This is a genomic window from Streptomyces sp. NPDC090106 (assembly GCF_044747265.1).
Lineage (GTDB): Bacteria > Actinomycetota > Actinomycetes > Streptomycetales > Streptomycetaceae > Streptomyces.
In genome coordinates this window covers 1,117,847-1,143,383 of sequence record NZ_JBIVDS010000001.1, presented here as the reverse complement: position 1 = coordinate 1,143,383, position 25,537 = coordinate 1,117,847, and the positions used below count along the sequence as shown (strand labels likewise).

Annotated in this window: 25 protein-coding genes; 13 read left to right on the top strand and 12 right to left on the bottom strand. The window is 70.9% G+C overall.

From position 1 onward, the window contains the following. Positions 1-97: 97 nt before the first annotated feature. The 5 genes from ACIPSE_RS05110 to ACIPSE_RS05090 all read right to left on the bottom strand — a co-directional run bounded on the left by ACIPSE_RS05110 (position 98) and on the right by ACIPSE_RS05090 (position 7,212). Positions 98-1,750, bottom strand: coding sequence for a bifunctional aspartate transaminase/aspartate 4-decarboxylase (locus tag ACIPSE_RS05110; protein WP_401657483.1), 1,653 nt, complete (start codon positions 1,748-1,750; stop codon positions 98-100). Positions 1,751-1,774: 24 nt separating this feature from the next. Further along, the gene (aspT, locus tag ACIPSE_RS05105) at positions 1,775-3,478 is read right to left on the bottom strand and encodes an aspartate-alanine antiporter (protein WP_401657481.1); all 1,704 of its coding nucleotides are present in this window, start codon (positions 3,476-3,478) and stop codon (positions 1,775-1,777) included. 21 nt (positions 3,479-3,499) lie between these two features. Further along, positions 3,500-5,179 (bottom strand): aspartate-alanine antiporter, encoded by a 1,680-nt coding sequence (gene aspT / locus ACIPSE_RS05100; RefSeq protein WP_401657479.1) that lies wholly within the window; start codon positions 5,177-5,179, stop codon positions 3,500-3,502. Positions 5,180-5,288: 109 nt separating this feature from the next. Then, complete coding sequence (locus ACIPSE_RS05095; protein ID WP_401657477.1) at positions 5,289-6,710, bottom strand: purine-cytosine permease family protein; 1,422 nt, start codon at positions 6,708-6,710, stop codon at positions 5,289-5,291. A gap of 112 nt (positions 6,711-6,822) precedes the next feature. Further along, positions 6,823-7,212, bottom strand: a complete 390-nt coding sequence (locus ACIPSE_RS05090) for a PLD nuclease N-terminal domain-containing protein (protein ID WP_401657475.1) — start codon at positions 7,210-7,212, stop codon at positions 6,823-6,825. A gap of 96 nt (positions 7,213-7,308) precedes the next feature. Between ACIPSE_RS05090 and ACIPSE_RS05085 the strand changes: the two genes are divergently transcribed. The 8 genes from ACIPSE_RS05085 (at position 7,309) to ACIPSE_RS05050 (ending at position 13,760) form a co-directional block, all read left to right on the top strand. Then, positions 7,309-8,766, top strand: coding sequence for a menaquinone biosynthesis decarboxylase (locus tag ACIPSE_RS05085; RefSeq protein ID WP_401657473.1), 1,458 nt, complete (start codon positions 7,309-7,311; stop codon positions 8,764-8,766). Next, positions 8,763-9,665 carry a menaquinone biosynthesis prenyltransferase MqnP gene (gene mqnP, locus ACIPSE_RS05080; RefSeq protein ID WP_401657471.1) on the top strand — a complete coding sequence of 301 codons (903 nt, stop codon included), beginning with the start codon at positions 8,763-8,765 and terminating at the stop codon, positions 9,663-9,665. Before ACIPSE_RS05085 ends, mqnP begins: the two co-directional genes overlap by 4 nt. 107 nt (positions 9,666-9,772) lie before the next feature. Beyond that, on the top strand, positions 9,773-10,444 hold the full coding sequence (locus ACIPSE_RS05075; RefSeq protein ID WP_401657469.1) for a UbiX family flavin prenyltransferase: 672 nt from the start codon (positions 9,773-9,775) through the stop codon (positions 10,442-10,444). 58 nt (positions 10,445-10,502) lie between these two features. Next, complete coding sequence (locus tag ACIPSE_RS05070; RefSeq protein ID WP_401657467.1) at positions 10,503-10,958, top strand: Lrp/AsnC family transcriptional regulator; 456 nt, start codon at positions 10,503-10,505, stop codon at positions 10,956-10,958. A gap of 53 nt (positions 10,959-11,011) precedes the next feature. Beyond that, complete coding sequence (mqnE, locus tag ACIPSE_RS05065) at positions 11,012-12,175, top strand: aminofutalosine synthase MqnE (protein ID WP_401657465.1); 1,164 nt, start codon at positions 11,012-11,014, stop codon at positions 12,173-12,175. A gap of 4 nt (positions 12,176-12,179) precedes the next feature. After that, positions 12,180-12,707 (top strand): GNAT family N-acetyltransferase, encoded by a 528-nt coding sequence (locus ACIPSE_RS05060; protein ID WP_401657463.1) that lies wholly within the window; start codon positions 12,180-12,182, stop codon positions 12,705-12,707. A gap of 98 nt (positions 12,708-12,805) precedes the next feature. Then, positions 12,806-13,105: a DUF4229 domain-containing protein gene (locus ACIPSE_RS05055; RefSeq protein ID WP_401657461.1), complete on the top strand. Its 300-nt coding sequence runs from the start codon at positions 12,806-12,808 to the stop codon at positions 13,103-13,105. Between the two features lie 10 nt (positions 13,106-13,115). Continuing rightward, on the top strand, positions 13,116-13,760 hold the full coding sequence (locus ACIPSE_RS05050; RefSeq protein ID WP_401657459.1) for a TetR/AcrR family transcriptional regulator: 645 nt from the start codon (positions 13,116-13,118) through the stop codon (positions 13,758-13,760). Between the two features lie 9 nt (positions 13,761-13,769). On the opposite strand, the gene ACIPSE_RS05045 is transcribed toward ACIPSE_RS05050, so the two are convergent. Continuing rightward, entirely contained in the window at positions 13,770-14,615 is an 846-nt protein-coding gene (locus ACIPSE_RS05045; protein WP_401657457.1) for a MaoC family dehydratase, read from the bottom strand. Positions 14,616-14,941: 326 nt separating this feature from the next. Between ACIPSE_RS05045 and ACIPSE_RS05040 the strand changes: the two genes are divergently transcribed. Continuing rightward, on the top strand, positions 14,942-16,867 hold the full coding sequence (locus ACIPSE_RS05040) for an AMP-dependent synthetase/ligase (protein WP_401657455.1): 1,926 nt from the start codon (positions 14,942-14,944) through the stop codon (positions 16,865-16,867). Here ACIPSE_RS05040 and ACIPSE_RS05035 read toward each other — a convergent pair. After that, positions 16,864-17,055, bottom strand: coding sequence for a DUF397 domain-containing protein (locus ACIPSE_RS05035; RefSeq protein WP_401657453.1), 192 nt, complete (start codon positions 17,053-17,055; stop codon positions 16,864-16,866). The two genes, ACIPSE_RS05040 and ACIPSE_RS05035, sit on opposite strands and share 4 nt — an antisense overlap. After that, positions 17,052-17,906, bottom strand: a complete 855-nt coding sequence (locus ACIPSE_RS05030; protein ID WP_401657451.1) for a helix-turn-helix domain-containing protein — start codon at positions 17,904-17,906, stop codon at positions 17,052-17,054. The genes ACIPSE_RS05035 and ACIPSE_RS05030 overlap by 4 nt, the downstream gene beginning before the upstream one ends. A 189-nt stretch (positions 17,907-18,095) precedes the next feature. Between ACIPSE_RS05030 and kstD the strand changes: the two genes are divergently transcribed. Beyond that, a complete protein-coding gene (gene kstD, locus ACIPSE_RS05025; protein ID WP_401657449.1) occupies positions 18,096-19,853 on the top strand; it encodes a 3-oxosteroid 1-dehydrogenase in 1,758 nt (585 codons plus the stop codon). Here kstD and ACIPSE_RS05020 read toward each other — a convergent pair. The 3 genes from ACIPSE_RS05020 to ACIPSE_RS05010 form a co-directional block, all read right to left on the bottom strand. Continuing rightward, positions 19,850-20,548, bottom strand: coding sequence for a class I SAM-dependent methyltransferase (locus ACIPSE_RS05020; protein WP_401657447.1), 699 nt, complete (start codon positions 20,546-20,548; stop codon positions 19,850-19,852). The two genes, kstD and ACIPSE_RS05020, sit on opposite strands and share 4 nt — an antisense overlap. A 67-nt stretch (positions 20,549-20,615) precedes the next feature. After that, on the bottom strand, positions 20,616-20,930 hold the full coding sequence (locus tag ACIPSE_RS05015) for an AzlD domain-containing protein (protein ID WP_401657445.1): 315 nt from the start codon (positions 20,928-20,930) through the stop codon (positions 20,616-20,618). Beyond that, a complete protein-coding gene (locus tag ACIPSE_RS05010; protein ID WP_401657443.1) occupies positions 20,927-21,601 on the bottom strand; it encodes an AzlC family ABC transporter permease in 675 nt (224 codons plus the stop codon). Before ACIPSE_RS05010 ends, ACIPSE_RS05015 begins: the two co-directional genes overlap by 4 nt. Before the next feature lie 82 nt (positions 21,602-21,683). Here ACIPSE_RS05010 and ACIPSE_RS05005 point away from each other — a divergent pair, with 82 nt between their 5' ends. Then, positions 21,684-22,241: a helix-turn-helix domain-containing protein gene (locus ACIPSE_RS05005; RefSeq protein WP_401657441.1), complete on the top strand. Its 558-nt coding sequence runs from the start codon at positions 21,684-21,686 to the stop codon at positions 22,239-22,241. Positions 22,242-22,346: 105 nt separating this feature from the next. Here ACIPSE_RS05005 and ACIPSE_RS05000 read toward each other — a convergent pair whose 3' ends face one another. Then, positions 22,347-22,550: a cold-shock protein gene (locus tag ACIPSE_RS05000; protein WP_003992177.1), complete on the bottom strand. Its 204-nt coding sequence runs from the start codon at positions 22,548-22,550 to the stop codon at positions 22,347-22,349. A 285-nt stretch (positions 22,551-22,835) separates the two neighbouring features. Between ACIPSE_RS05000 and ACIPSE_RS04995 the strand changes: the two genes are divergently transcribed. Further along, positions 22,836-23,684 (top strand): menaquinone biosynthetic enzyme MqnA/MqnD family protein, encoded by an 849-nt coding sequence (locus ACIPSE_RS04995; RefSeq protein WP_401657439.1) that lies wholly within the window; start codon positions 22,836-22,838, stop codon positions 23,682-23,684. Between the two features lie 106 nt (positions 23,685-23,790). Beyond that, complete coding sequence (locus ACIPSE_RS04990; protein WP_401657437.1) at positions 23,791-25,485, top strand: serine/threonine-protein kinase; 1,695 nt, start codon at positions 23,791-23,793, stop codon at positions 25,483-25,485. Positions 25,486-25,537: the final 52 nt, after the last annotated feature.

Sequence of the window (25,537 nt, the reverse complement as noted above, 5' to 3'; positions counted from 1 at the left end):
AAGATTATGCATCGGAACGCATGGTCATGCAAACCCCTGTATGCCTTCCTCCGGAGTGGTCCCTGTCACTCTCCCCGCCGCTCCGGACTCCGTCCGGCTAGCCCTTCGTCGCGCGCCATTCCTCCGCGTAGTCGTCGAAGATCCGGCGGAGATGGTGGCCGATCTTCAGGTAGTCCAGGTCGTCGAGGTTGGCGAGGGAGACGCGGACGGACCATTGCGGGCCGTCGAAGCCGCCGCCGTTGAGCAGCACCACATGGGTCTGCTCGGCCAGCCGGAACAAGGGGTCGATCGGCTCGTAGGTCTTCTCCAGGAAGGCGGCGAAGTCCTTGCCGTGGACGCGTTCGGCCTCGGCGAGCAGGTCCAGCTCGATGTAGTAGCCGGCCCGGCGCGGATCGTCCGCGATCTTCATACGGGCGCCTTCGAGGAGCAGGTCCAGGCGCTGCTGGACGATCGAGCGGACCTTGAGCTTGTAGGCCTGCCCCTCCTCCAGCAGGTCGAAGAGGGAGAAGAGCGTCATCATCACCTGCTGGGGCAGCGACAGCCCCGCGGTGTGGTTGAGGGCCACCTGCCGGGAGTCCGCTACCAGCCGGTCGATGAACCTGATCCGCTCCGGCTCCAGGGTCAGCGTCCCGTACCGCCTGCTCAGCCGGTCCTTCTCCGCCTGCGGGAGGTTCGCGATCATCTCGTCGACGACGTTGTCGTCGTGCAGCCCGATGACGCCCAGCCGCCAGCCGGTCGCGCCGTAGTGCTTGGAGTAGGAGTAGACGAGCAGGGTGTTGCGGGGGAGGTCCGCGGCGATCGAGCGGAAGTTCTCCACGAAGGTGCCGTAGACGTCGTCCGTGACGATCAGCAGGTTGGGGTTCCGCGTCGCGACGATGTCCTTGATCTGCTCCGTGACCCGCTCGCTGAGCGCCAGCGAGGGCGGGTTGGACGGGTTGACCAGGCACACCAGCTTCACCGAGGGGTCCGCCAGCTTGGCGACCTCCTCGGCCGGATAGCGCCACTCCCGCACCCCGACCTCGGTGAACAGACTCGCGTTGACGTGGACGACGTCGAACTCGTACGTGTCGAGTTCGGGGATCTCGATGTACGGCGTGAAGACCGGGACCATCAGCGCGATGCGGTCGCCCCTGTGCAGCAGCCCGTTCTTCATCAGGGAGTCGAAGATGTAGCACATCGCCGCGGTGCCGCCCTCGGTGGCGAACAGGCTCAGCTCGTTGCCCTCCGGGGGACGCCGGTCGTACAGCTCGTCGCCCACGTAGGCCCGGACGACCTGCTCGGCGTGGGCCAGCATGCGGTCCGGCACCGGGTAGTTGTCGGCGGTGACGGAGTCCGTCAGCTCATGGACGAAGGCGTCCTTGTCGAAGCCGAACCGCTCCAGCGCGTACGCCACGCACTTCTCCAGCAGCGGCACCCCCGGCAGATCCGGATGCTGCCGCACGAAGAGGTCGAACCGTTCGCCGCAGCCCGGGAGTTCGGGCATCCCGCCGAGGTTGTCCGCGGTCCACACCCGGCGGGACTCGGCGAGCGCGAAGTAGCCGAGCGCGTAGAACGCCTCGCGCGGTCCGGTCGCCACCCAGTTGGGGTTGCCGCGGCCCGCGTTGAGCATCTGGACGCTGGACTTGCCCTTCTGGCCCGGCTTGTCGGCCTGCACGGCCTGGGCGAGCCGGATGAACCTGTCCTTCAGCTCGAAGGGGGACAGCTGGGCGAGGGACTGGATCTCCTCGCGGGAGAAAGAGGTTTCGGGCATGGTGTCGGGGCTCCTCGGCGGAGGTCAGTGGTGGATGAGGACGATGACCGCGCCCCAGATGGTCAGGAGCACGTTTCCGACGGCGTACGGGATGGTGTAACCGAGCGTCGGGATCTGGGACCTGGAGGACTCGTTGATCGCGCCGATGGCGGCCGTGGTGGTCTGCCCGCCTGCCAGGACGCCCATCAGGATCGGGAAGCGGATCTTCTGGACGTAGTGGCCGTACAGGAACCCGACGATCAGCGGCAGCACCGTGGCGACCGCGCCCCACAGCAGCAGCCCCCAACCCGCCTGGGACAGACCGGAGGTGAAGCTGGGGCCCGCGTTGATGCCCACGACGGCCACGAACAGGCACAGCCCCAGCGTGTCCATGAACCACTGGGCGCCGGGCGGCACATTGCCGTACGTCGGGTACTTGCCGCGGATCCAGCCGAAGACCAGGCCCATGATCAGGGCGCCGCCCGAGGTGGACAGGGAGATCGGGGCACCGGAGACGGTCAGCGCGGGGATGCCGATGCAGCCGCCCAGGAAGATGCCGAGGCCGACCCAGGTCATGTCCGTCGCGAAGCTCGTCGGCACCGGCTTGCCGAGTTCCCGCGCGGCCGGGTCGACCAGACGTCTGGGCCCGGACAGGACGAGCGTGTCCCCGCGCTCCAGCCGGGTCGAGAGCCGGTACGGGAACTCCGCCCCGGAGCGGTACAGCTTGTCGACGTACACCCCGACCATGAACGGCTCGCGGCGCAGCTCCGCGACCGACTTGCCCAGGTGGGCCTTCTCGGAGGCGACGACATGCATCGACTCCGTCTGGTAGCCGAGGAGTTCGACGTCGTCGGTCTCCGCGCCGATGTGGGTGCGGGCGTCGAAGGCGACCAGGTCGTGGCGGAGCGCGGACACGGCGACCACGTCTCCCTCGCGCAGGGTGGTGGCCTGCGAGTGGCCGAGGACCGTGCCCTCGCGCCGGACCTGCGTGAGGTAGACGCGCCGGCCCAGTTCCTTCTGCTGGTTCTCGAAGTCGTCGATGCTCCGGCCCACCAGGTCGGGCCGCTGCACCGTGTAGGCCCGCAGGACGACCTCGTAGTAGCCCTCGCCCAGGTCGGGGTCCTCGTCCGGCGAGTCCAGCTCCTTGGCGAGCGCGGCGCTCTCCGCGGCCAGGTCCCGCCGGTACAGCCGGGGCAGCACACTGGCCAGCAGCAGCGCGCACAGGATGGTGCCCAGCGGGTACGTCACCGCGTAGGCGACCGGGACCAGGTTCTCCTCGCTCTTCAACCGGGCCGCGCTGTAGCCGGGCAGGGTGGCGATGGCGTCCTGGGCGACACCGATGACGGCGGACTGGGTGAGCGCCCCGCCGAGCAGGCCGGCGGAGAGCCCCGGCCCGTAGCCGAGCATCGCGGCGAAGCCCCAGCACACCAGCAGACCGGTCACACAGACGACGACGGCGTTGACCACCTGCGGCAGGCCGTCCTTGCGCAGTCCGCGGAAGAACTGCGGCCCGACCCGGTACCCGAGGGCGAACAGGAACATGATGAAGAACAGGCTCTTCACCGTGTCGTCGATCTCGACCTTGAACTGCGCGCCGAGGAAGAGGCCGACGACCAGACAGCCGGTGACCGCGCCGAGCGCGATCGCCTTGTAGCGGATCCTCCCGACGAGGAAGCCGAGGGCGACGGTGATGAACACCAGCAGCTCGGGGTGGGGTTCGAAGATGTTCCGGTTGAGGAAGTCGATCACGGACAGGCCCTTTCCGGGGGTTCAGGACCCGAGGACGCCGACGAGGACCGGCCCGGTCAGCGGGAGGAGGAAGTTGGAGATCGTGTAGGTGATCGTGTAGCCGAGCAGCGGCACCGTGGACCGGGCGACCTGGCTGATCGCCGTGATGGCCGGGGTCGAGCACTGCTGCCCGGCGATCGCGCCGACCAGCAGCGGCTTCTCGATCCTCAGCAGCTTCAGCCCGACCACGAGGGAGAGCGTCGCCGGGACGAGGACCATGAGGACGCCCGCGACCGGCAGCAGCGCCCCGTGCTCCTTCAGCAGCGGCCCGGCCTGCGGCCCCGAGGTCAGGCCCGTGCAGGCGATGAAGACGGCGAGCCCCATGTCCTTGAGCGTGGTCGCGGCCTGGGGCGGGAAGGCACCGAAGGTCTGCCGGCGGGAGCGCAGCCAGCCGAAGACCAGGCCGGAGATCAGACAGCCGCCGCCGGTGCCCAGCGACAGCGGGATGTCGCCCAGGTGCACGACCACCTGGCCCAGCAGCGACCCCGCGACGATCCCCAGCCCGAGATAGATGAAGTCCGTGGCGTCGTTCCTGACGACGGCGCCGATCTTCCGGGTCAGCCGGTCGAGGCCGGACCGGGCGCCGACCAGGGTGAGGACGTCCCCCCGGTGCAGGGTCGTCTCGCCCGTCGCGGGCAGGTGCTGGTCGTTGCGCAGCACCTCGGTGATGTAGACACCGGACCGGGTGAACTCCGGGTGCTCGCCGCGCATCCGGTCGATGGTGAGCCCGTCGGTGCCCTTCTCGGTGACGGCGACCTGCCGGGTGGCCAGCGGCGCGTCGACCCCGGGGATGCCGGGTGTCTCGGGGCCCAGGTGCCGTCCGGCGTCCAGCACCTGCGCGCGCCGCCCGACGACCAGCACCAGGTCGGAGAGGGTGAGTGCGAGGTCGTCGGAGGGCGTGAGCAGCCGGCTGCCCCGCTTGACGGCCTCGACGGTGACCAGTCCGTGGGCGGCCTCCTGGAGCCGCCGTACGGTCATGCCGTCGCCGGCGGTCACCAGATACGTCCGGCCGACCAGACCCGGCAGCGACTGCTGCTCGTCGCTCTCCAGCCCGCCGGCGCCGCCGCGCATCCTCTCCCACAGCCTGCGGGACTCCTCGCGCAGGTCGAAGCGGAGGAGCATCGGCATGATCTGGCTGCTGTACAGCACGATCGTGATGAGCCCGAACAGGTAGCAGACCGTGTAGGCGGTCGCCACGTTCCCCTGGTAGGCGCTGATCTGCTCGCCGCTCAGCCCCGGCAGCTTCCCGATGGCCTCCGTCGCCGTACCGACGACCGCGGACTCGGTGGCGGCGCCCGCGAGGATGCCGGAGGCGGTGCCGACGTCCAGGTCGAAGGCGCGGGCCAGGCCGTAGGCGAGGCCCAGGACGCAGACGAGCTCGATCAGGCACAGGACGCCGAACCGCAGGCCCCTGCGGTTGAGGTTGGCGAAGAACTGCGGCCCGCCCATGTATCCGAGGGCGAAGATGAACAGCGCGAAGAACACGGTCTTCACGTCGTCGGACACCTGGGCCTCGGTCCACGCGCCCAGGGCCAGCGCCACGATCAGTGTTCCGGCGATGCCGCCGAGGGTGATCGGACCGACGCGGAGCCTGCCGAGCAGATGGCCGGCGGCCAGACACAGGAACAGCGCCAGCTCCGGATGATCCTTGATGACGCCCATGCTGCCGATCCTCGGAGGCGTCGCCGCAGGTCACCAGCCATGAGGTCCGATCAGGTGAGACACGGCGGCGAAGCGTCGCCGCCGCTGCCGCGTCCCCCTGGTGCCCCGCTCAGACCGAGGCGGCAGAGGCGTCCGGGGCGTCCGGGGACCGGCGGCGCCTCCCTCGCAGCGCCGCGTACAGTCCCGCGCTCACCGCGAATCCCACCAGGCAGGTGACGTCACCGAAGGACGCCCACCGCTCCGGCACCCAGCCCACGTACCGCTCCTGGTTGGAGAAGAGCGGCACCGACACCGCGACGCCGGTCAACAGGGCCGCCACCCCCGGCCAGTTGGAGAACGCCGGGTCGCCGAGCCGGCCCGCGAGCTCCGGTGCCGGTGTCCGTACCCGCAGCCACCGCTCGACCAGGACCACGCCGAGCCACGGCCCCACCCAGTAGGCGATCACCAGCAGGAACGCCTCGTACGCGTGCCCCGCGTCCGCGAGCGAGGCCCACGCGGCCCCCGTGCCCGCCAGCCCGCACAGTACGACGATCGCGCCCCGCCCGAGCCACGTCGGCAGCTTCAGACCGAGCGAGGTGATCGACATGGCCGACGAGTACACGTTCAGCGCGTTCGCCGAGACCGCGCCCAGGATGATGGCCAGCAGCACCAAGTGCGCGAGCCAGCTGGGGAGATGGCCCGTGAAGGCCGCCGTCGGGGTCGCGTCCGCCGGGGCGGCGATCGTCGCCGAGGCCGCGCCGATCACCGAGACGACCGCGACGGACACGAACAGACCCACCGCCGGGTACACGGCCGTCTTCAGCCGGCTCGCCGTGCGCGGGAGGTAGCGGGAGTAGTCCGAGGCGCCCGGGTTCCAGCCCGCCGCGTACCCCCACGCCGTGCTGAAGGCGAGCAGGAAGCCGCCGATGCCGCCGCCCGCGCCCGCGGCGCCGCCCAGGTCGGCCTCCTGGAAGGTCCACACCCCGGCCAGCAGGAAGATCACCGCCAGTGCCGGGAACGCGTACCGCTCGAAGGCGTGGACGAAGTTGTGACCGATGAACCCGATCACGATCTCCGCCGCGACCACCAGCAGCAGGGACGGCAACGGGCGCAGCCCGGTCAGCGTGTTCAGCGCGAACGCCGCGCTCACACTGTTCACCGCGAACCAGCCCACGCCCGCGACCAGCGCGTTGACCCCGGACGGCAGCACGTTGCCCCGGTAGCCGAAGGCCAGCCGGCCGATCGCCATCTGCGGGACGCCGAACCGGGGGCCGTCCAGCGACAGCACGCCCTGCGTCACCGCGCCCAGCGCCGTGCCGAGCAGCAGCGCGGCCGTCGCCTGCCAGAAGCTCAGCCCGAAGAACAGCACCGAGATCACGCCGATGTACACCGTCGCGAACTCGATGTTGGGGGACGCCCACGTCCACAGCAGCTGAAGCGGGCCGCCGTGGCGTTCGGCGTCGGGGATCGGCTCCGCGCCGGCCGTCTCTACGGCGATGACCTTGTCCCCGTACTCGGGGGCGGCCGTGGAGGCCGTGGTGGCAGTCGTCATACGTCGTTAGTGTCCGGACCGTACGGTCCGCCCGGCAGGGACGCGATGTCCGTACCGGAAGCCCCACCGGCGTACAACCTGCACGCACCGGCCCCCGCCGGTGCCCGCCCCGTCAGCGGTCCTTGGGGTCCTCGTCCTTCTCGGCGTCCCGCTCGGGCTCCTTCTCGGCGTCCCGCCCGGACTCCTTGCCGCCGTCCTGGTCCTTGGGCCTGTCCGTGGGCCTGTCCTCGCCCAGGGACTTCAGGAACTCGGGGTTGTCGTCCGGGGCGACCCACTGGGTCCGGCCCCGGTCCCGTACCCCGGACCAGCCCTCGGCGGCGGGACTGCGCTTCTTGCCGGCGATCAGCCAGGAGACCGAGCCGACCAGCGGGAACAGCAGGACGAGGATCGCCCACAGCGGCTTCGGCATGTGGCGGATGTCCTCGTCCCGGGTGCTGATGCAGTCGATGAACGTGTACACGCTCAGCGCCAGCGGCACGAGGAACATGAGCACCCGGAGCATGGGCCCCTCCAGCGGAACGGTCCGAATCGGTCGTCGGCCCGGCGGCACGGCCCCCGGGTTCAGGGCCAGGGTAGCCGCTCGGGGATACTTGACCGCATGGCTTACGACGATCTTCGCTCCCTGCTCAGGGCCCTGGAGCGCGAGGGTGACCTCAAGCGCGTCAAGGCCGAGGTCGACCCGTACCTGGAGGTCGGGGAGATCGTCGACCGCGTCCAGAAGTCCGGCGGCCCCGCGCTCCTCTTCGAGAACGTGAAGGGCAGCTCCATGCCCCTCGCGATGAACGTCTTCGGCACCGACCGGCGGCTGCTGAAGGCCCTCGGCCTGAAGTCGTACGGCGAGATCAGCGACAAGATCGGCGGGCTGCTGCGGCCCGAGCTGCCGTACGGGTTCGTGGGTGTGCGGGAGGCCTTCGGTAAGCTCGGCGCGATGGCGCACGTGCCGCCGAAGAAGGTGAAGTCCGGGGACGCGCCGGTGCAGGAGGTCGTGCTCACCGGGGACGACGTCGACCTGGACCTGCTGCCCGCGCTGTTCACCTGGCCGCAGGACGGCGGCTCCTTCTTCAACCTGGGGCTCACGCACACCAAGGACCCCGAGAGCGGCATCCGCAACCTGGGCCTGTACCGGCTCCAGCGGCACGACAAGCGCACCATCGGGATGCACTGGCAGATCCACAAGGACAGCCGCAACCACTACCAGGTCGCGGCCCGGCGCGGTGAACGGCTGCCGGTCGCCATCGCCTTCGGCTGCCCGCCCGCCGTCACGTACGCCTCGACGGCCCCGCTGCCCGGTGACATCGACGAGTACCTGTTCGCGGGGTTCATCGCGGGCAAGCGGATCGAGATGGTCGACTGCAAGTCGGTGCCGTTGCAGGTGCCCGCGCAGGCGGAAGTGGTCATCGAGGGCTGGCTGGAGCCCGGCGAGATGCTGCCGGAGGGGCCCTTCGGCGACCACACCGGCTTCTACACCCCGCAGGAGCCGTTCCCGGCGCTGAGGATCGACACGATCACCATGCGGCGGCGTCCGCTGCTCCAGTCGATCGTCGTAGGCCGCCCTCCGACGGAGGACGGACCGCTGGGGCGGGCGACGGAGCGATTCTTCCTGCCGCTGCTGAAGATCATCGTGCCGGACATCGTGGACTACCACCTGCCCGAATCGGGCGGATTCCACAACTGCGCGATCATCTCGATCGACAAGAAATACCCCAAGCACGCCCAAAAGGTGATGCATGCTGTGTGGGGCGCCCACATGATGTCGCTGACCAAACTGATCGTGATCGTGGACTCCGACTGCGACGTCCACGATCTGCACGAGGTCGCGTGGCGGGCGCTCGGCAACACGGACTACGCGCGTGACCTGAGCGTCGTGGAAGGTCCCGTGGACCATCTCGACCACGCCTCCTACCAGCAGTTCTGGGGCGGCAAGGCGGGCATCGACGCGACGAAGAAGTGGCCCGAGGAGGGCTACACACGCGACGGCGGGTGGCCGGACATGGTCCTGCCGGACCCGGAGACGGCGGCGAAGGTGGACCGCCGGTGGAAGGAATACGGACTGTGAGCTCAGCGTCTGCCGCGATCCCCCAGCCGGGACGTACGAAGGCATTCCTCCGACTGGTGATGATCGAGCACTCGGTGTTCGCGCTGCCCTTCGCGTACATCGCCGCGCTCACCGCCATGTTCCAGACGGACCGGAACATCCACTGGGGCGAACTGCTCCTGGTGACGATCTGCATGGTCGGGCTGCGCACCTTCGCGATGGCCGTCAACCGGATCATCGACCGCGAGATCGACGCGCGGAACCCCCGGACGGCCCAGCGCGAACTGGTCACCGGCGCGATGTCCGTGCGGCACGCCTGGACCGGCGCGCTCGTCGCCGTCGTGATCTTCCTCGGCTCGGCCGCCCTGCTCAACCCGCTGTGCCTGGCGCTCGCGCCCGTCGCCGTGATCCCGATGGTCGTCTACCCGTACGGCAAGCGGTTCACGAACTTCCCGCAGGCCATCCTCGGCCTCGCCCAGGCCATGGGCCCGGTCGGCGGCTGGCTCGCCATCACCGGCGAGTGGTCCTGGGACGCGGTGATCCTCGGCCTCGCGGTGGGCATCTGGATCGGCGGCTTCGACCTCATCTACGCCTGCCAGGACGTCGAGACGGACCGCGAGATCGGCGTCATGTCCGTCCCCGCGCGCTTCGGCATCCCGGCCGCCATCTGGGGCGCCCGCGTCTGCCACACCCTCGTGATGGCCCTGTTCATCTGGTACGCCGTCGCCACCGACGCCGGTTTCTTCCTCTGGTTCGGCCTGATGATCGTCGCGGGCGCGTTCGTGTACGAGCACAACATCGTCCGCCCGCACGACCTCTCCCGCCTGAACCGCGCGTTCTTCAGCGTCAACGGGTTCATCGGCATCGCCCTGTTCGTGTGCGCGCTGCTGGACCTGCTGGTGCGGGGGCTGACGGTCTGACGCGGGGGGCCGCTCCGGGGCCGGAGCGGCCTTCCGCCGGAGGGCGCGGGTGTGTGCGTGGGGCGCCCGGTCCTGAGTACGTTTCGTTCCGCCGGTACGCTCAAGATGTGAACGCAGGAGAAACGCAGCGCGCGCCTTGGATCGTGGGGGTGTCCGGAGCATCCGGGACGCCATACGCGGCTGCTGTGCTGCGGGGCCTGCTGGAGGCCGGGCAGGACGTCGACCTGGTCGTCAGCAGGGCGTCGCGGCTGACCCTCCTGGACGAGACCGGGATCTCCTTCCGGGACGCGCACTGGCGGGACGACCTGGGGCAATGGCTGAGCCGCGGCGCCGACGGCAAACCGGGGACCTTCGACGTCGACCTCGCGCGGATGCGCTACTGGAACGCCGGGGACCTGGCGGCGGGCCCGTCGTCCGGGTCGTATCCCAGCAAGGGCATGCTCATCGTCCCCGCCTCCACCGCCTGCGTCGCCGGGGTCGCCCTCGGGCTCTCCAAGGACCTGCTCCAGCGCACCGCGGCGGTGACGCTCAAGGAACGCCGCAGGCTCGTCGTCGCCGTACGGGAGACCCCCTTGAACGGGCAGACGCTGCGGCACCTCGTCACCCTCGACGACCACGGCGCGAGCGTCGTCCCCGCGTCGCCCGCCTTCTACGCCGGGGCCACCCACATCCAGGACCTGGTGGACTTCGTCGCCGGACGGGTCCTCGACGCGGCGGGTGTGCCGCACGGGCTCTACCGCCGCTGGAAGGGCGACCTCGGCGGCGCGCGCACCACCTGAGCGGCACCCAGCACCACCCCTCTCACGTAATCCTCTTCAGCGGAAGGCTTCGAATCGCATGGACGCGGTGGACAGGCAGCTCATCCAGGCTCTGCGGGAGAACGGCCGGGCCTCCTACGCGGAGCTGGGACGCCTCGTCGGACTGTCGGGGCCGAGCGTCACCGACCGGATCAACCGGCTGGAGGCGGCGGGGGTCATCACCGGCTACCGCGCCACCGTCGACGCCGCCTCGCTCGGTCTCGGCGTCACCGCCCTGATCGGCATCTCGCTCTCGGACGCCGTCGACCACGAGGACGTGGCCGCCCGGCTGAAGGACCTCTCGGAGATCGAGGACTGCTGGTTCATCGCCGGCGACGACTCCTACATGCTGAAGGTGCGGGCGCCCGACGTCGACGGGCTGGAGAAGACCATCCGCCGGCTCAGCGGCACCAAGGGCGTCTCCCGCACCCGTACCACCATCGTGCTCTCCACGAAGTGGGAGAACCGCGTGGGTGAGCTGCCCGAAGAGGTGTAGCAGCGGGGCAGTACGGTGGGTCGGGACTGTCGTGGAAAGGTCGAGGGAGCGGTATGGACGTCGGACTCAAGCGCGAGCTGGAACAGAAGGTCGCGGCCGGTGAGCGGCTGACCCGCGAGGACGGCGTCGCGCTGTACGAGTCGGACGACCTCGCCTGGCTCGGCGGACTCGCCCACGAGGTGCGCACCCGCAAGAACGGCGACGTGGTCCACTTCAACGTCAACCGGCACCTCAACATGACCAACGTGTGCACGGCGTCCTGCGCCTACTGCTCCTTCCAGCGCAAGCCGGGGGAGAAGGACGCGTACACGATGCGCATCGAGGAGGCGGTGAAGCTCGCCAAGTCGATGGAGGCGGAGAACCTCACCGAGCTGCACATCGTCAACGGGCTGCACCCGAACCTGCCGTGGCGCTACTACCCGCGGTCGCTGCGCGAGCTGAAGGCGGCGCTCCCGGACGTCTCCCTGAAGGCCTTCACCGCCACGGAGATCCACCACTTCGAGACGATCAGCGGCCTGTCGGCCTCCGAGATCCTCGACGAGCTGATCGACGCGGGCCTGGAGTCGCTGACCGGCGGCGGCGCGGAGATCTTCGACTGGGAGGTCCGTCAGCACATCGTGGACCACCGCACGCACTGGGAGGACTGGTCCCGCATCCACCGCCTGGCGCACGAGAAGGGGCTGAAGACCCCCGCCACGATGCTCTACGGCCACATCGAGGAGCCCCGCCACCGCGTCGACCACGTCCTGCGGCTGCGTGAACTCCAGGACGAGACCGGCGGCTTCCAGGTCTTCATCCCGCTGCGCTACCAGCACGACTTCGTCGACATGAAGGACGGCAAGGTCCGCAACCGCCTCCAGGAGCGGACGCAGATGGCGACCGGCGCCGAGTCCCTGAAGACCTTCGCGGTCTCCCGCCTGCTGTTCGACAACGTCCCGCACGTCAAGGTCTTCTGGGTGATGCACGGCGTCCAGACCGCGCAGCTGGCCCTCCAGCACGGCGCGGACGACATGGACGGCTCGGTCGTCGAGTACAAGATCACCCATGACGCCGACAACTACGGCACCCCCAACAAGCTGACCCGCGAGGACCTCCTGGACCTCATCCGCGACGCCGGCTTCCGCCCGGTCGAACGGAACACGCGGTACGAGATCATCCGCGAGTACGACGGCCCCGACGCGGGCCGGCGCGAGTCGCCGCAGCCGATGCGGGTGTGACGCGGTGACCCTGTCCTTCGAACTGGACCCGGCGGTCTCGCCCGCCCTCCGCGACGAGGTGCTCGCCCTGTGGGCCGACGTCTCCAACGCGGGCGGCTCCGTCGGCTTCGTACCGCCGGTGACGCCCGAGGAGATACGGCCCGAGCTGGTGAAGCACCTCGTGGCGATGGCGGAGGGCCGTACCCGGCTGCTCGTGGGCCGTGACGAGGCGGGCGCCGTCGCCGCGACCGCGTTCGTCGCCCACAACACCCACCGTCTGATGCGGCACTGGGTGTGGCTCTACACGGTGATGGTCCACCCCCGGCACCAGGGCCGCGGCTACGGCCGTGACCTGCTGGCCTCGGCCGCCTGGCACGCGACGCACTCCCTCGACGGCATCGAGGCGATCCGCCTCACCTGCCGCGGCGGGAGCGGCCTGGAGGACTTCTACGCCTCCTGCGGCTACAAGGAGGTCGGCCGGATCCCCGGCGCGATCCGGGTCGCCCCCGGCGACGACCGCGACGACATCCACCTGCTGCTGCCGCTGGCCTGAGGGCGCCCGGGACCCCCCTGCGGGACCGGCCGCCCGGCGTGCTTCACTGGAAGACGCCTGTTTCGAGTTGCCCTTTTTGATCGGAAGAGTGGATTGAGATGCTCCGCTACACACTGAAGCGCCTCGGGATCCTGGTGGGCTGCCTCGTGGTCGTCTGGGCGCTCGTCTACTTCGGCGCTCTCCCGCGCGGCCTCGGTGACTCCAACGGCATGTGGATCGTCCTGCTCGCGCTGGTGATCTCCGCGCCCATCAGCTTCGTCGCCCTGCGCAAGGAGCGCGACCGGGCCTCCGTCCAGGTCGCCGACCGCGTCGACCGCATGAAGGCCAACCTGGAGGCCAACCGCAACCAGGAGGACGGCGCGGACGACGCGGCCCGGGCGCAGGGGCAGACGTCATAACCTAGCCCTCATGGGTGCCGTGAAGACCAAGCGGATGCCGCGGGCCGTCCGTGAGCAGCAGATGCTCGACGCCGCCGTGCGGATCTTCGGGCGGCGGGGGTACATGGCCGCGTCGATGGACGAGATCGCCGAAGTCGCGGGTGTGTCCAAGCCGTTGGTGTACCTGTATCTCCATTCCAAGGACGATCTCTTCGTCGCGTGCATCCGCCGTGAGGCGCGTGCGCTGACGGACTCCATCCGGGCCGGGGTGCGCTCGGAGGAGCCCGCGGACCGTCAGCTCTGGGACGGGCTGCTGGCGTTCTTCACGCACACCGCGCGCCATCCGGACGGCTGGTCGGTGCTGCATCTCCAGGCGCGGATACACGGGGAGACGTTCGCGGCGGAGGTGTCCGCGATGCGGGACGAGATCGTGGTGTTCGTGACCCAGCTGATCGCCGTCGCCGCCCGTGAGGCGCACCGGGACCCGGACCTCGGCGAGGGCGAGGTCGCCGGGCTGGCCGTGGCGCTGGTCGGCGCCGCCGAGTCGCTCGCCGCCTGGGCGAACGCCACTCCCGGGGTCACCGCCCGGCAGGCGGCGGCGACGTTGATGAACTTCGCGTGGGCCGGGCTCGGGGACCTCATGGAGGGCCGGCCCTGGGCGGCGCCGGCCGGCTGACCGGTTCCGTCAGTCGACCGTGCCGGTGAGGTGGAGGCGGCCCTCGGTGCCGCGCAGTTCGAAGCGGTTCCCGGACGCCGCGTAGGTCACCGTCTCCGGGAGGAGCACCGGGGATCTGAACTCCGCCCGGACCAGGGTGGTTTCGGGGGTGCCGTGGGCGGCCAGGCAGCGGGCCGCGGTCCACATGCCGTGCGCGATCGCGCGGGGGAAGCCGAAGAGGCGGGCCGTGAGCGGGTGCAGATGGATGGGGTTGCGGTCGCCGGACGCACCGGCGTAGCGGCGGCCGATGTCCCCGGCCAGGCGCCATTCGGCGAGGGCCGGGAGCGGGGGCCGGTCGTCGGCGCGGTCACGGGCGGACGGCCGCGTCCGCGGCGGTGCGGTGCGGTGGCGGGCCAGGTAGGTGCTCGTCGACTCCCACAGGACCTCCCCGGCGGCCCGTACCTCGGTGACGACCGCCGCCTCGGTGCCGCGCCGGTGCGGTGCCAACCCGTCGACGTACACGGTGAGTTCGTACGGTTCGCCGGTGGCCGGCAGGGAGCGGTGGCGGGTGAGGGAGAGGGACGTGTGGACCAGGCCCAGCAGCGGCAGCGGGAAGTCCCGGTCGCTCATCAGCCGCATGGCCAGCGGGAAGCCGAGCACATGCGGGTAGGTGACCGGCAGCGCGTCGTCGCCGGTCGCGAAGCCGCACACCCGCTCGTAGGCGGCCAGTCGCGCGAGGTCGATCCGCAGCGCGGGCAGCACCAGCCGGGTGCGGGGGAACGGGGCGTCCGGGCGGGGCCGTTTGGCCGGGGAACGCAGGGCTCCGCGCGCCAGCAGCGGCCCGAGGGCGGGGGGTCGGCTCAGGATGACGGTCATGCGATCCCCCGTACGGTCGTCCTGCCCCTGTTTCTTACTCCGAAGTAAGGTTACCGTAGGTAAGGCAACGTCATGGACGCAAGACCCCCTCGTGCACGCATAGCTGACAAAGGCTCACTTTAAGTTGAATGCTGCACAGACCTGGCCCGGGAACCTCCCCGAACCCTCACAAGCCCGCCACCTGCGCCTCCTAGGATCTCCGGTCTGAACCGCCGGTAACCCCACACCCCACCCCAAAGCCGCACGCACCGGTGAACGCCCGAGCACATACGGCGCGTACCCCTCCCCAAGGAGCGGTATCGAGCTGCGCGCCCCAGGAGCTGCCCATGTCGTCATCTCTGCCCTACGTCGCCGCGACCGATTACGACGGCGCGCCCGTACTTCTGGAGCCGGAGATCCGACGACTCGACGGCGAGGTCCGCGAGGTGTCCGTCCCGCTGATCGTGCCGCCGGTCACCCACGGCTCGCTGGCCGACCTGCCGTTCGAGAACGCGGTCGCCGCACCGCACGACCGGGTGCTCAGCCGCCGTACCCAGGACGGGAGTTGGGAGGACGTGTCGGCGGACCGGTTCGCCGCCGAGGTACTGGCGCTGGCCAAGGGGCTGATCTCGGAGGGGCTGTCGCCGGGCGACCGCATCGCCGTCATGGCCCGCACGGTCTACGAGTGGACACTGCTCGACTTCGCGGCCTGGGCTGCGGGACTGGTCACCGTCCCCGTCTACCCCACCTCCTCCGTCTTCCAGACCCGCTGGATCCTCCACGACTCCGGCGCCGTGGCCCTGGTGACCGAGAGCGCCGCCCAGGCCGCCGCGCTCGGTCCCGAGCTGCACCGGCTGCCCGACCTGCGCCACCTGTGGGTCATCGAGAAGGGCCATGTGGAGCGGCTCGCCGAGCAGGGGCAGGGCGGCACCGTCTCCGACGCCGAGATCGACGTACGCCGGGGCATGCTGGTGCCCGACACCCTCGCCACCGTCATCTACACCTCCGGCACGACCGGACGGCCCAAGGGCTGCGCCATCTCGCACGGCAACTTCCTCGCCGAGGTCGACAACGCCGTCGAGATGCTCCACCCGGTCTTCCGGTCCAGGTCGGACGAGGAACTGGCGACCCTGCTCTTCCTCCCCATGTCCCATGTCTTCGGCCGCATGGTGGCCGTCGCCTGCATCCGCGCCCGGGTGCGGCTCGGGCACGCGCCCAGCCTCAAGTCCGAGGACCTGCTGGGCGATCTGGCGAGCTTCCGCCCCACCTTCCTGCTCGCCATCCCGTACATGCTGGAGAAGGTCTTCAACAGCGCCCGCGCCAAGGCCGAACTCGGCGGCCGGGTCTCGGCGTTCGACCGCGCGGCGAACGTGGCCGTCCGCTACGGCGAGGCTCTGGAGGCCCGCGCCACCGGCCGCGGCGGCGGCCCGAGCACGGCGCTGAAGACCGCCCGCACTTTCTACGACCCGCTCGTCTTCCGCCGCATCCGCAACGCCATGGGCGGCCGGGTCCGCCACATCATCTCCGGCGGCTCCCCGCTCAGCCGCACCCTCGCCGCGTTCTACACCGGCGCCGGGATGGAGATCTACGAGGGGTACGGCCTGACCGAGACCACCGGCGCGGCCACCGTCACCCCGCCCCTCAAGCCCCGCCTGGGCACGGTCGGCTGGCCCATGCCGGGCACCCGGGTGCGGATCGCCGCCGACGGGGAGATCCTCCTCCAGGGCGGCCAGGTCTTCCGCGGCTACTGGGACCCCAACGCCGGCGGTGTCGTCCCCGCCTCCACGGACGGCTGGTTCGCGACCGGCGACATCGGCTCCCTGGACGACGAGGGCTACCTGACCATCACCGGACGCAAGAAGGAACTCCTCATCACCGCGGGCGGCAAGACCGTCGCCCCCGCCCCGCTGGAGAACTGGCTGCGCCAGCACCCGCTGATCTCCCAGTGCATGGTCGTCGGCGACCGCCGCCCCTACGTCGCGGCCCTCCTCACCCTCGACATGGAGGGCGTGAGCCACTGGCGCCGGATGAACGGCAAGCACCCCGTCCCCGCCGAACTCCTCCTCGACGACCAGGAGTTGCAGGCCATCCTGGGCCGCGCCGTCGACGAGGCCAACAAGCTGGTGTCCCGCCCGGAGTCCATCCGCCGCTTCACCGTCCTGCCCCGCGACTTCACCGAGGCGGAGGGCCATCTCACCCCGTCGATGAAGCTCCGGCGGGAGACGGTGATGAAGGAGTTCGCAGCGGACGTCGAGGGGCTGTACGAGCGCTAGCGGGTTCGGGAGCGCACGTCGCCGAGGAACACGGACCAGGCGGCGGGGGAGAGCGTGAGGTGCGGGGCGCGGGGGGTCTTGGAGTCACGGACGCGGACGAGCCGGGAGCCGAAGGCGGCCTCCAGGCATTCGCCGCCCTCACCATCGCTGTAGCTGGACTTGAACCACGTCGGCCGTTCGTCAGTCATCGCCCCTCCAGCTTCTTCTCGATCAACACCCTTGACTCCACGGGAGCGAGTGCTATGGCCCGCATGATCCCATAGCGGTCGGCGATCTTGCGGACCTCCTCCGAGTCGGTGATCAACCGGGGGTGCCCCTGCGCCTCCGTGTAGGCGACTTGTGGGTGCTTCCGAGGTGTCAGGAGGTTGAACGCGCCTCCGAGATTGGGATGTTCCTCAAGGCTGGTGGGCATCACCTGGATCTCGACGTTCCGCAGTTCCCCGATCTCCAGCAGTCGCCGCAACTGGTCCGCGTGGACGAGACGGCCGCCGATCGGCCGGTCAAGCACCACTTCCTCAAGGACGTAGCTCACGCTCGGTGGGGGCCAGCGCTCGAAGATCTGCTGCCTTGCCAGCCGGTCCGCGACCCGTTGCTCGATCGTCTCCTCCGCGAGGAAGGGCCGCCGCTTCGCGAACACCGATCGTGCGTGCTGCTCCGTCTGGAGCAGCCCCGGAACTCCGTTGCTGGCATAGAAGTGCAGCTCGACCGCCTCCGCCTCCAGCCCCGCGTAGCTCCGGTACCACTCCGGGTGCCGTGTGCGGGTCTTGGCCATCGCGCGTTCGACCTCGGGGATCACCGCCCGCAGCAGCCCGCCCGCGTCGAGCACCTCGTCCGCGCGGGAGAGGAACTCGGGCCGGGGTGTGCGCACTCCGCGTTCCACCGCGGAGACCTGGTCCGTTCCGTAGCCGACGAGTTGACCGAACTCCTTCTGGAGCAGCCCGGCCCGTTCCCGGAGCAGTTTGATCATCTTGCCGAGGGCGACGAAGAGTTCGGTCGTCCCCTCGACCTCCCCCGGAGTCTCCGGCCTCCGCTCGCTCATGCCCCTCGCCTCTCCCGCCCGACAGACCGCACCCACAACCCAAAGTACTCGTATCGCTACCCATGGTCGCCAGGTCCAGCCGCGCTGCACGGCACTTGACTTCACAAGGTCCCCGCGTCACATTCCCCTTTCCGACACGCCATCTGACGCCATGTCAGAAATGTGTCATCGGACAGGGGGGACAAACCCATGACGGGCAGCCCGGACGCCGCAAGACCGACCCGGAGACAGGTACTCGGCACCTCGGTGGCGGCCGGGCTCGCCGTCACCGCCAGCGCCCCGCAGACCGCCCGCGCCGCGGACCTGCCCCTGCTCGGCACGTACGACGTCGTCGTGATCGGCGCGGGCGCGGCCGGGATGACGGCCGCGCTGACCGCCGCGAAGGCGGGACTGAGCTGTGCGGTGCTGGAGAAGGCGCCCACCTTCGGCGGGTCCGCGGCCCGTTCGGGCGCGGGCATCTGGATCCCCAACAACCCGGTGATCCTGGCCGCCGGGGTGCCGGACACGCCCGCGAAGGCCGCCGCCTATCTCGCCGCCGTCGTCGGCCCCGACATCCCCCTCGCCCGCCGGCAGGCGTTCCTCGGCCACGGCCCCGCGATGATCTCCTTCGTCATGGCCAACAGCCCGCTGCGCTTCCGCTGGATGGAGGGGTACAGCGACTACTACCCCGAGCTGACCGGGGGCCTGCCCAACGGGCGTTCCATCGAGCCGGACTACCTCGACGGGAACATCCTCGGCGCCGAACTCGCCCGCCTCAACCCGTCGTACATGGAAGTCCCCGACGGCATGGTGGTGTTCGCCGCCGACTACAAGTGGCTGAACTTGGCGCTGGTCAGCGCCAAGGGGCTCGCCGTCGCGACCGAGTGCCTGGCCCGCGGCACGAAGGCGCTCGCGCTCGGCCAGACCCCGCTGACCATGGGGCAGTCGCTCGCCGCCGGCCTGCGCAAGGGGCTCCTCGACGCCGCCGTCCCCGTCCTGCTGAACACCGCGCTCACCGACCTGTACGTCGAGAACGGCACGGTCACCGGGGCCGTCACGGCCGGAGGGCTGTACCGGGCGCGGCGCGGGGTGATCGTCGGGTCCGGCGGCTTCGAGCACAACCTCGCCATGCGGACGCAGTACCAGCAGCAGCCCATCGGGGTCGACTGGACCGTCGGCGCCAAGGAGAACACCGGCGACGGCATCCGCGCCGGGCAGCGCGTCGGCGCCGCGCTCGGCCTGATGGACGACGCCTGGTGGGGCCCGGCGATCCCGCTGCCCGACGAGCCGTACTTCTGCCTCGCCGAACGCACCCTGCCCGGCGGGCTGATGATCAACCAGGCGGGCGGGCGGTTCGTCAACGAGGCCGCGCCCTACAGCGATGTCGTGCACGTCATGTACGAGCGGAACGCCACGGCGCCCGACATCCCGGCGTGGCTGGTCGTCGACCAGAACTACCGCAACCGGTACCTGTTCCGGGACGTCAGTCCGACGCTGCCCTTCCCCGACGACTGGTACAGCTCGGGCGCCGTCCACAAGGCGTGGACGCTGGACGCCCTCGCCGGGTCGATCGGCGTCCCGGCCGCGGCCCTGCGTTCCACCGTCTCCCGCTTCAACTCCCTCGCCGCGCAAGGCAAGGACACCGACTTCAAGCGGGGCGACAGCGCCTACGACCACTACTTCACCGACCCCGCGGTGCTGCCCAACTCCTGCCTCGCACCGCTGTGGCTGCCGCCGTACTACGCCTTCCGGATCGTCCCCGGCGACCTCGGCACCAAGGGCGGCATGGTCACCGACGCCCGCGCCCGCGTGCTGCGCGCCGACGGCACGGTCATCCCGGGCCTGTACGCCGCCGGGAACGCCAGCGCCGCCGTCATGGGCCGCAGCTACGCGGGGGCGGGCTCGACGATCGGCCCCGCGATGACGTTCGGGTACATCGCGGCGCGGGACCTCGCCGGGGTGCTCTAACTCTGTTCCTCCCGGGCGGGCTTGCGGAGGATCAGCATCGCCTGCTCGGTGCTCTCGTTGGGGGCGGGGGCGCGCACGATCCGTGCGACGGGCGTGAACCCGGCCGCCACGAGCAGCTCCTGCACGGGTTCCGGGCGGCGCCGCTGGAAGTCCAGGGTCACCTCGTGCCCCCAGGGGTTCTCGTGGCGGCGCGGCTCGTCGCCGATCTGGAAGCCGATGAGGAGATGGCCGCCCGGGGCCAGGACGCGGTGGAACTCGCGGAAGAGGCGGGGAAGTTCGTCCACAGGGGTGTGGATGGACGAGTACCAGGACACCACTCCGTCGAGGGACTCCCCGGGCAGGTCGAGGTCGAGCATCGAGCCCCGCTCGAACCGCAGCCCGGGGTTCTCCCGGCGGGCGATCGCCAGCATCGACTCCGACAGGTCGAGCCCGAGGACCACCTCCAGCCCCAGCGACGCGAGATGCGCGGTCACCCGCCCCGGCCCGCATCCCAGATCCGCCACCCGGCCCCCGTGGCCCACGAGTTCGGTGAACCCGGCGAACACCGCCCGGTCCAGGGGCTTTCCGGTGATCTCGGTGCGGAAGAGGTCGGCGTAGTCCTCGGCGATGGCGTCGTAGAAGGCGCGGGTGGCGGTCACGAAGCCGGGGGTGGCGTCGTCCGCCGGGTCGGGTCGGGTCGCGTCGGTGTCGGTCATGGGCGGCGACCCTAGTCCCCGGGACCGACAACCGGCCCCGCCGGGCGCCCCGCCGAGGCGCGGACCCTCACCCCAGTCCCGCCGCCCGCAGCAGCGCCGTCGTGCCCGCCGCGCCGAGGACGATCACCACGAACGGCGCCCGGCGCCAGGCCAGTACGGCGCCGGCGAGCACGCCGAGCGGCCGGGACCAGCCCGCGAAGCCGTCGCCCTCGGTCAGCGCGCCGGTCGCGAGGAGGGCGGTGAGCAGGACGATCGCGCCCGCGGCGAGCAGCTCCCGCACCCGGGCGGGGAGTTCGACGCGCCCGTGCAGCATCGGTCCCACCAGCCGGAAGGCGTACGTGCCGACCGCGAGCACCAGCAACAGCACCACCGTGGGGCTCATGCCGTCCTCCGGTGCAGGAGCAGCCCGGCGAGCGCCAGCAGCACCGGCACGCCCGCCGGGACGAGAGGCGTCACCGCGAGGGCGACACCGGCGCCGAGCACCGCGGACCGCCGTACCGCCGCGTCCTGGCGCAGGGCGGGCAGGACCAGGGCGACCAGGACGGCGGGGAAGGCCGCGTCGAGTCCGTAGCGGGCGGTGTCGCCGAGGGCGCCGCCGGCCAGGGCCCCGGCCAGCACGCCCGTGTTCCATACGGCGAACAGGCCGAGCCCCGACACCCAGAACGCCGTACGCCGCCGCAGCGGATCGGACTGGGCGAGGGCGAAGGCCACCGTCTCGTCGGTGACCAGGTGGGCGCCGAGCAGACGCGCGAGACGGCCGCGGCCGAGGACGTCGGCGACGGCGAGGCCGAAGGCGACCGTGCGGGTGTTGAGGAGCAGACCGGTGACCGCGGCGGCGAACGGGCCGCCCCCGGAGAGGAGCACGCCCACCGCGCTGAACTGGGCCGATCCCGCGTACACGAACAGGGACATCACCACCGGCACCCAGACCGGCAGACCTCCGGCCACCGCGATCGCGCCGAAGGAGACGCCGACGATTCCGCTGGCCAGCCAGACGAGGGAGGCGTCGCGGACCAGATCGGCGGGGAGTCGTGTTCGCCATACCGTACGCATGTTCTCTACAGTGGACGGAAGGCGCCGCGTTCGTCAAGGCGGACCGTCGTACCGACACAGCGAACGAAATGAGTGCGTGACCGTGGCCGACAGCCGTCTTCCGCTGGAGTGGATCGCCGCTTCCCTGCGCCGCGAGCGCACCCGTGTCGGACTGTCCCTGTCCGAGCTGGCCAAGCGGGCCGGGATCGCGAAGTCGACGTTGTCCCAGCTCGAAGCGGCCAGCGGGAACCCCAGCGTGGAGACGCTGTGGGCGCTGGGCGTGGCGCTCGGGGTGCCGTTCAGCGTGCTGGTCGAGCCGCCGTCGCCGTCCGTGCAGGTCGTCCGGGCGGGGCAGGGCCCGTCGGTCGCCTCCGAGCAGGCGAACTACGTCGGCACGCTGCTGTCCTCCAGCCCGCCGGGCGCGCGCCGGGACATCTACCGGGTCGCCGCCGAGCCGGGCGCGGCCCGTGACTCGGAGCCGCACATCCCGGGCTCGGTCGAGCATCTGATCGTCGCCACGGGACGGGTCAAGGCCGGGCCGGCCGGCGAGGAGGTCGAACTGGGGCCCGGGGACTACATGACGTACCGCGGGGACGTGCCGCACTCCTACGAGGCGCTCGCGCCGGGCACGGCCTTCGTCCTGGTCATGCAGCACAGGTGAGGTGCGGGGCGGGCGGCAGGGGCGGAAAAGGCAGGAGCCCCATCGCCTTGCGGCGCGGGGCTCCTTGGGTACTGCTCTCAGGTCCGGATCAGAGACTCAGGAGTCTCAGACGGGGGTGACGTTCTCCGCCTGCGGGCCCTTCGGACCCTGCGTCACGTCGAAGGAGACCTGCTGGTTCTCCTCCAGCGAACGGAAGCCGCTCGCGTTGATGGCGGAGTAGTGGACGAAAACGTCCGGGCCGCCGCCCTCCTGGGCGATGAAGCCAAAGCCCTTTTCGGCGTTGAACCACTTCACGGTTCCGGTAGCCATAAGCCCTCCTTGGGCCCAAAGGGTTGCCCTGCTCCAGAACCTGCGATTGTGAAAACAGTGCTGCACAACTGCATACTTCTGAAAACGACTAGAGCCCGCGGTTACATGCTCCGCAGGCTCTGTACTGCAAGGGAAACCAAACTGCAACTTGCGGCGAGCCTAGCATGCGGGCACCCGAAAGCAATAGAGGCCAAGATCACGTCACTCGGATGTTTGACTCCGTCGTGTCGTGTTGACTGCGGGGCCGACCATCGTACGTCAACGGACAGGGTCTAGCCTCGCGATGTGGACAATTCTCGCACTCGGCCGCGTGTCGGCCACATCCAGTTCCTGAACTGCCTGCCTCTGTACTGGGGGCTCGCGAGAACGGGCACGCTCCTCGACTTCGAGCTCACCAAGGACACCCCTGAGAAGCTCAGCGAGCAGCTCGTGCGGGGCGACCTCGACATCGGGCCCATCACCCTGGTCGAGTTCCTGCGCAACGCCGACGACCTCGTCGCCTTCCCGGACATCGCCGTCGGCTGCGACGGCCCGGTGATGTCCTGCGTGATCGTCTCGCAGGTCCCCCTGGACCGGCTGGACGGCTCCCGGGTCGCCCTCGGCTCGACCTCGCGCACGTCCGTACGACTGGCGCAGCTGCTGCTGTCCGAGCGGTACGGCGTACGCCCCGACTACTACACGTGCCCGCCCGACCTCAGCCTGATGATGCAGGAGGCGGACGCGGCGGTGCTCATCGGTGACGCGGCGCTGCGGGCCAACCTGCTCGACGGGCCGAAGTACGGGCTCGCGGTCCACGACCTCGGAGCCCTGTGGAAGGAGTGGACGGGCCTCCCGTTCGTCTTCGCCGTGTGGGCCGCCCGCAAGGAGTACGCCGAGCGCGAGCCGGAGATCACCCGCCAGGTCCACGAGGCGTTCCTCGCCTCCCGGAACCTGTCGCTGGCGGAGGTCGGCAAGGTCGCCGAACAGGCCGCCCGCTGGGAGGCGTTCGACGAGCGGGTGCTGGAGCAGTACTTCACGACGCTCGACTTCCGCTTCGGCGGGCCCCAGTTGGAGGCCGTCGCCGAGTTCGCGCGCCGGGTCGGGCCCACGACCGGGTTCCCGGCCGACGTGAACGTGGAACTGCTTCAGCCGTAATCTGCGTGTTGCCCAGAGCGCCGTGCCGCTCATGGCGTCGTGCTCGTCCACGACGTCGTACCGCGCATGCCGCTTACGGCTGTTTCCTGTGGGGGAGGGTGACGCCATGCAGCCGCTCGGAGCCGACGAACCCGCCGCCGTGGGGCCCTACCGCCTCCTCGGCCGGCTGGGCTCGGGCGGCATGGGCCGGGTCTACCTGGGCCGCAGCGCGGGCGGGCGGACGGTCGCGGTCAAGATCGTGCACCCGCACTTCGCGCTCGACGAGGAGTTCCGCGCCCGCTTCCGGCGCGAGGTCGAGGCGGCGCGGCGGGTCGGCGGCGCCTGGACCGCCCCCGTGCTCGACGCCGACCCGGACGCGCCGGTGCCGTGGGTGGCCACCGGCTATGTGGCCGGGCCGTCCCTCTCGGCGGCGGTGACGGAGTGGGGCGCGCTGCCCGAGCGGTCCGTACGGGCGCTGGGCGCGGGCCTCGCGGAGGCGCTCGCCGCCGTCCATGAACTGGGGCTGGTCCACCGGGACGTGAAGCCGTCGAACGTCCTGCTCACCCTGGACGGCCCGCTGCTGATCGACTTCGGTATCGCGCGGGCGACGGACGGGACGGCGTCCCTGACCTCGACCGGCGTCTCCATCGGCTCGCCGGGATACATGTCGCCCGAGCAGATCGTGGGCAAGTCGGTCACCGGCGCGGCGGACGTCTTCTCGCTCGGCGCGGTGCTGGCGTACGCGGCGACGGGCGAACCGCCGTTCCCCGGGGACTCCTCGGCCTCGCTGCTCTACAAGGTCGTCCACGAGGAGCCTGAACTCGGCCCGCTGAGCGGTGAGTTGCGGGACGTGGTGGGCGGATGCCTGGCGAAGGACGCGGCGGCCCGTCCCACGCCCACCGGTCTGGCCCGGCGGCTGGCGCCCGAGGGCGCGGCGCGGCTCGTCGCGGGCGGATGGCTGCCGGGGGCGGTGGTGGAGCAGGTCAGCCGGAGCGCGGTGCGGCTGCTGAACCTGGACGCGGAGTCGACGCCCGCGACCGGCCTGTCGGGACCGGTGGGGTTCAGCCAGGTCTCGGTGGCCGAACCCGGGGTGCGGGCCGGGGAGTTCGGGCCCGCGCCGGTGATGCCGGTCGCCGACGCGGTGCCGGGGCCGCGCGGGGCCACGCCCGTGGACACGCCTCCCGGGAAGCTCTCCGTCTCCGTCGCGGCGACCTCCGTGCCCGGGGAGGGCGGGCGCGGGCGGCGGCTGAGCTGCACGGTGGCCCTCGCGGTGGCCGGGGCGCTGGCGGCGGTCACGGTGGGGTCGGCGTTCGTCCTCGACCTCCTTCCCGGCGGCGGGGGCGGCGGCACGGACAGCGGGGCGGCGGCGGAGAGCCCGCACTCCACGGCGCCGAGCGCGTCCTCGACGGTGGGACGGGAACCGGGGGACGAGGACACGGCGAGCGAGGAGCCCGGGGGGACAGGGGGTACCGGGGACGAGGTTCCGGCCCGCTACCTCGGCACCTGGGAGGGGCAGGCCACCGGGTCCGGCATCCCCATGGGCACCTTCCGGCTCACCGTCCGCAAGGCCGCCGTCGGCGAGGAACTGGGCAAGCTCCGGCAGACCGACATCCTCGGCGGGGTCTGCAACGACGTCCTCACCCTGAAGCAGGTCACCGCGACCCAGCTCGTCGCCACCTCCGTCGGCGCGAAGGACAACCACGACGGCTGCAACCCGGCCCCGCACACCGTCCGTCTCGAGCCGACCGGCGACGACCTCACCTACCTCTCGGAGAGCGAGGCGGAGGGCCGCCCGGAGGCACGGCTGTCGAAGGTCGGGTAGCGGCCGGGCGGCGGCGGTTCAGAGGGCGGCGGTTCCGGGCGACTTCTCGGCG

Bases quoted from the DNA above. Each gene is read 5' to 3' on its own strand.
- ACIPSE_RS05110 (WP_401657483.1), bottom strand. From the start codon at position 1,750: ATGCCCGAAACCTCTTTCTCCCGCGAGGAGATCCAGTCCCTCGCCCAG.
- aspT (WP_401657479.1), bottom strand. From the start codon at position 5,179: ATGGGCGTCATCAAGGATCATCCGGAGCTGGCGCTGTTCCTGTGTCTG.
- ACIPSE_RS05095 (WP_401657477.1), bottom strand. From the start codon at position 6,710: ATGACGACTGCCACCACGGCCTCCACGGCCGCCCCCGAGTACGGGGAC.
- ACIPSE_RS05090 (WP_401657475.1), bottom strand. From the start codon at position 7,212: ATGCTCCGGGTGCTCATGTTCCTCGTGCCGCTGGCGCTGAGCGTGTAC.
- ACIPSE_RS05085 (WP_401657473.1), top strand. From the start codon at position 7,309: ATGGCTTACGACGATCTTCGCTCCCTGCTCAGGGCCCTGGAGCGCGAG.
- ACIPSE_RS05070 (WP_401657467.1), top strand. From the start codon at position 10,503: ATGGACGCGGTGGACAGGCAGCTCATCCAGGCTCTGCGGGAGAACGGC.
- mqnE (WP_401657465.1), top strand. From the start codon at position 11,012: ATGGACGTCGGACTCAAGCGCGAGCTGGAACAGAAGGTCGCGGCCGGT.
- ACIPSE_RS05055 (WP_401657461.1), top strand. From the start codon at position 12,806: ATGCTCCGCTACACACTGAAGCGCCTCGGGATCCTGGTGGGCTGCCTC.
- ACIPSE_RS05050 (WP_401657459.1), top strand. From the start codon at position 13,116: ATGGGTGCCGTGAAGACCAAGCGGATGCCGCGGGCCGTCCGTGAGCAG.
- ACIPSE_RS05045 (WP_401657457.1), bottom strand. From the start codon at position 14,615: ATGACCGTCATCCTGAGCCGACCCCCCGCCCTCGGGCCGCTGCTGGCG.
- ACIPSE_RS05040 (WP_401657455.1), top strand. From the start codon at position 14,942: ATGTCGTCATCTCTGCCCTACGTCGCCGCGACCGATTACGACGGCGCG.
- ACIPSE_RS05035 (WP_401657453.1), bottom strand. From the start codon at position 17,055: ATGACTGACGAACGGCCGACGTGGTTCAAGTCCAGCTACAGCGATGGT.
- ACIPSE_RS05030 (WP_401657451.1), bottom strand. From the start codon at position 17,906: ATGAGCGAGCGGAGGCCGGAGACTCCGGGGGAGGTCGAGGGGACGACC.
- kstD (WP_401657449.1), top strand. From the start codon at position 18,096: ATGACGGGCAGCCCGGACGCCGCAAGACCGACCCGGAGACAGGTACTC.
- ACIPSE_RS05020 (WP_401657447.1), bottom strand. From the start codon at position 20,548: ATGACCGACACCGACGCGACCCGACCCGACCCGGCGGACGACGCCACC.
- ACIPSE_RS05015 (WP_401657445.1), bottom strand. From the start codon at position 20,930: ATGAGCCCCACGGTGGTGCTGTTGCTGGTGCTCGCGGTCGGCACGTAC.
- ACIPSE_RS05010 (WP_401657443.1), bottom strand. From the start codon at position 21,601: ATGCGTACGGTATGGCGAACACGACTCCCCGCCGATCTGGTCCGCGAC.
- ACIPSE_RS05000 (WP_003992177.1), bottom strand. From the start codon at position 22,550: ATGGCTACCGGAACCGTGAAGTGGTTCAACGCCGAAAAGGGCTTTGGC.
- ACIPSE_RS04990 (WP_401657437.1), top strand. From the start codon at position 23,791: ATGCAGCCGCTCGGAGCCGACGAACCCGCCGCCGTGGGGCCCTACCGC.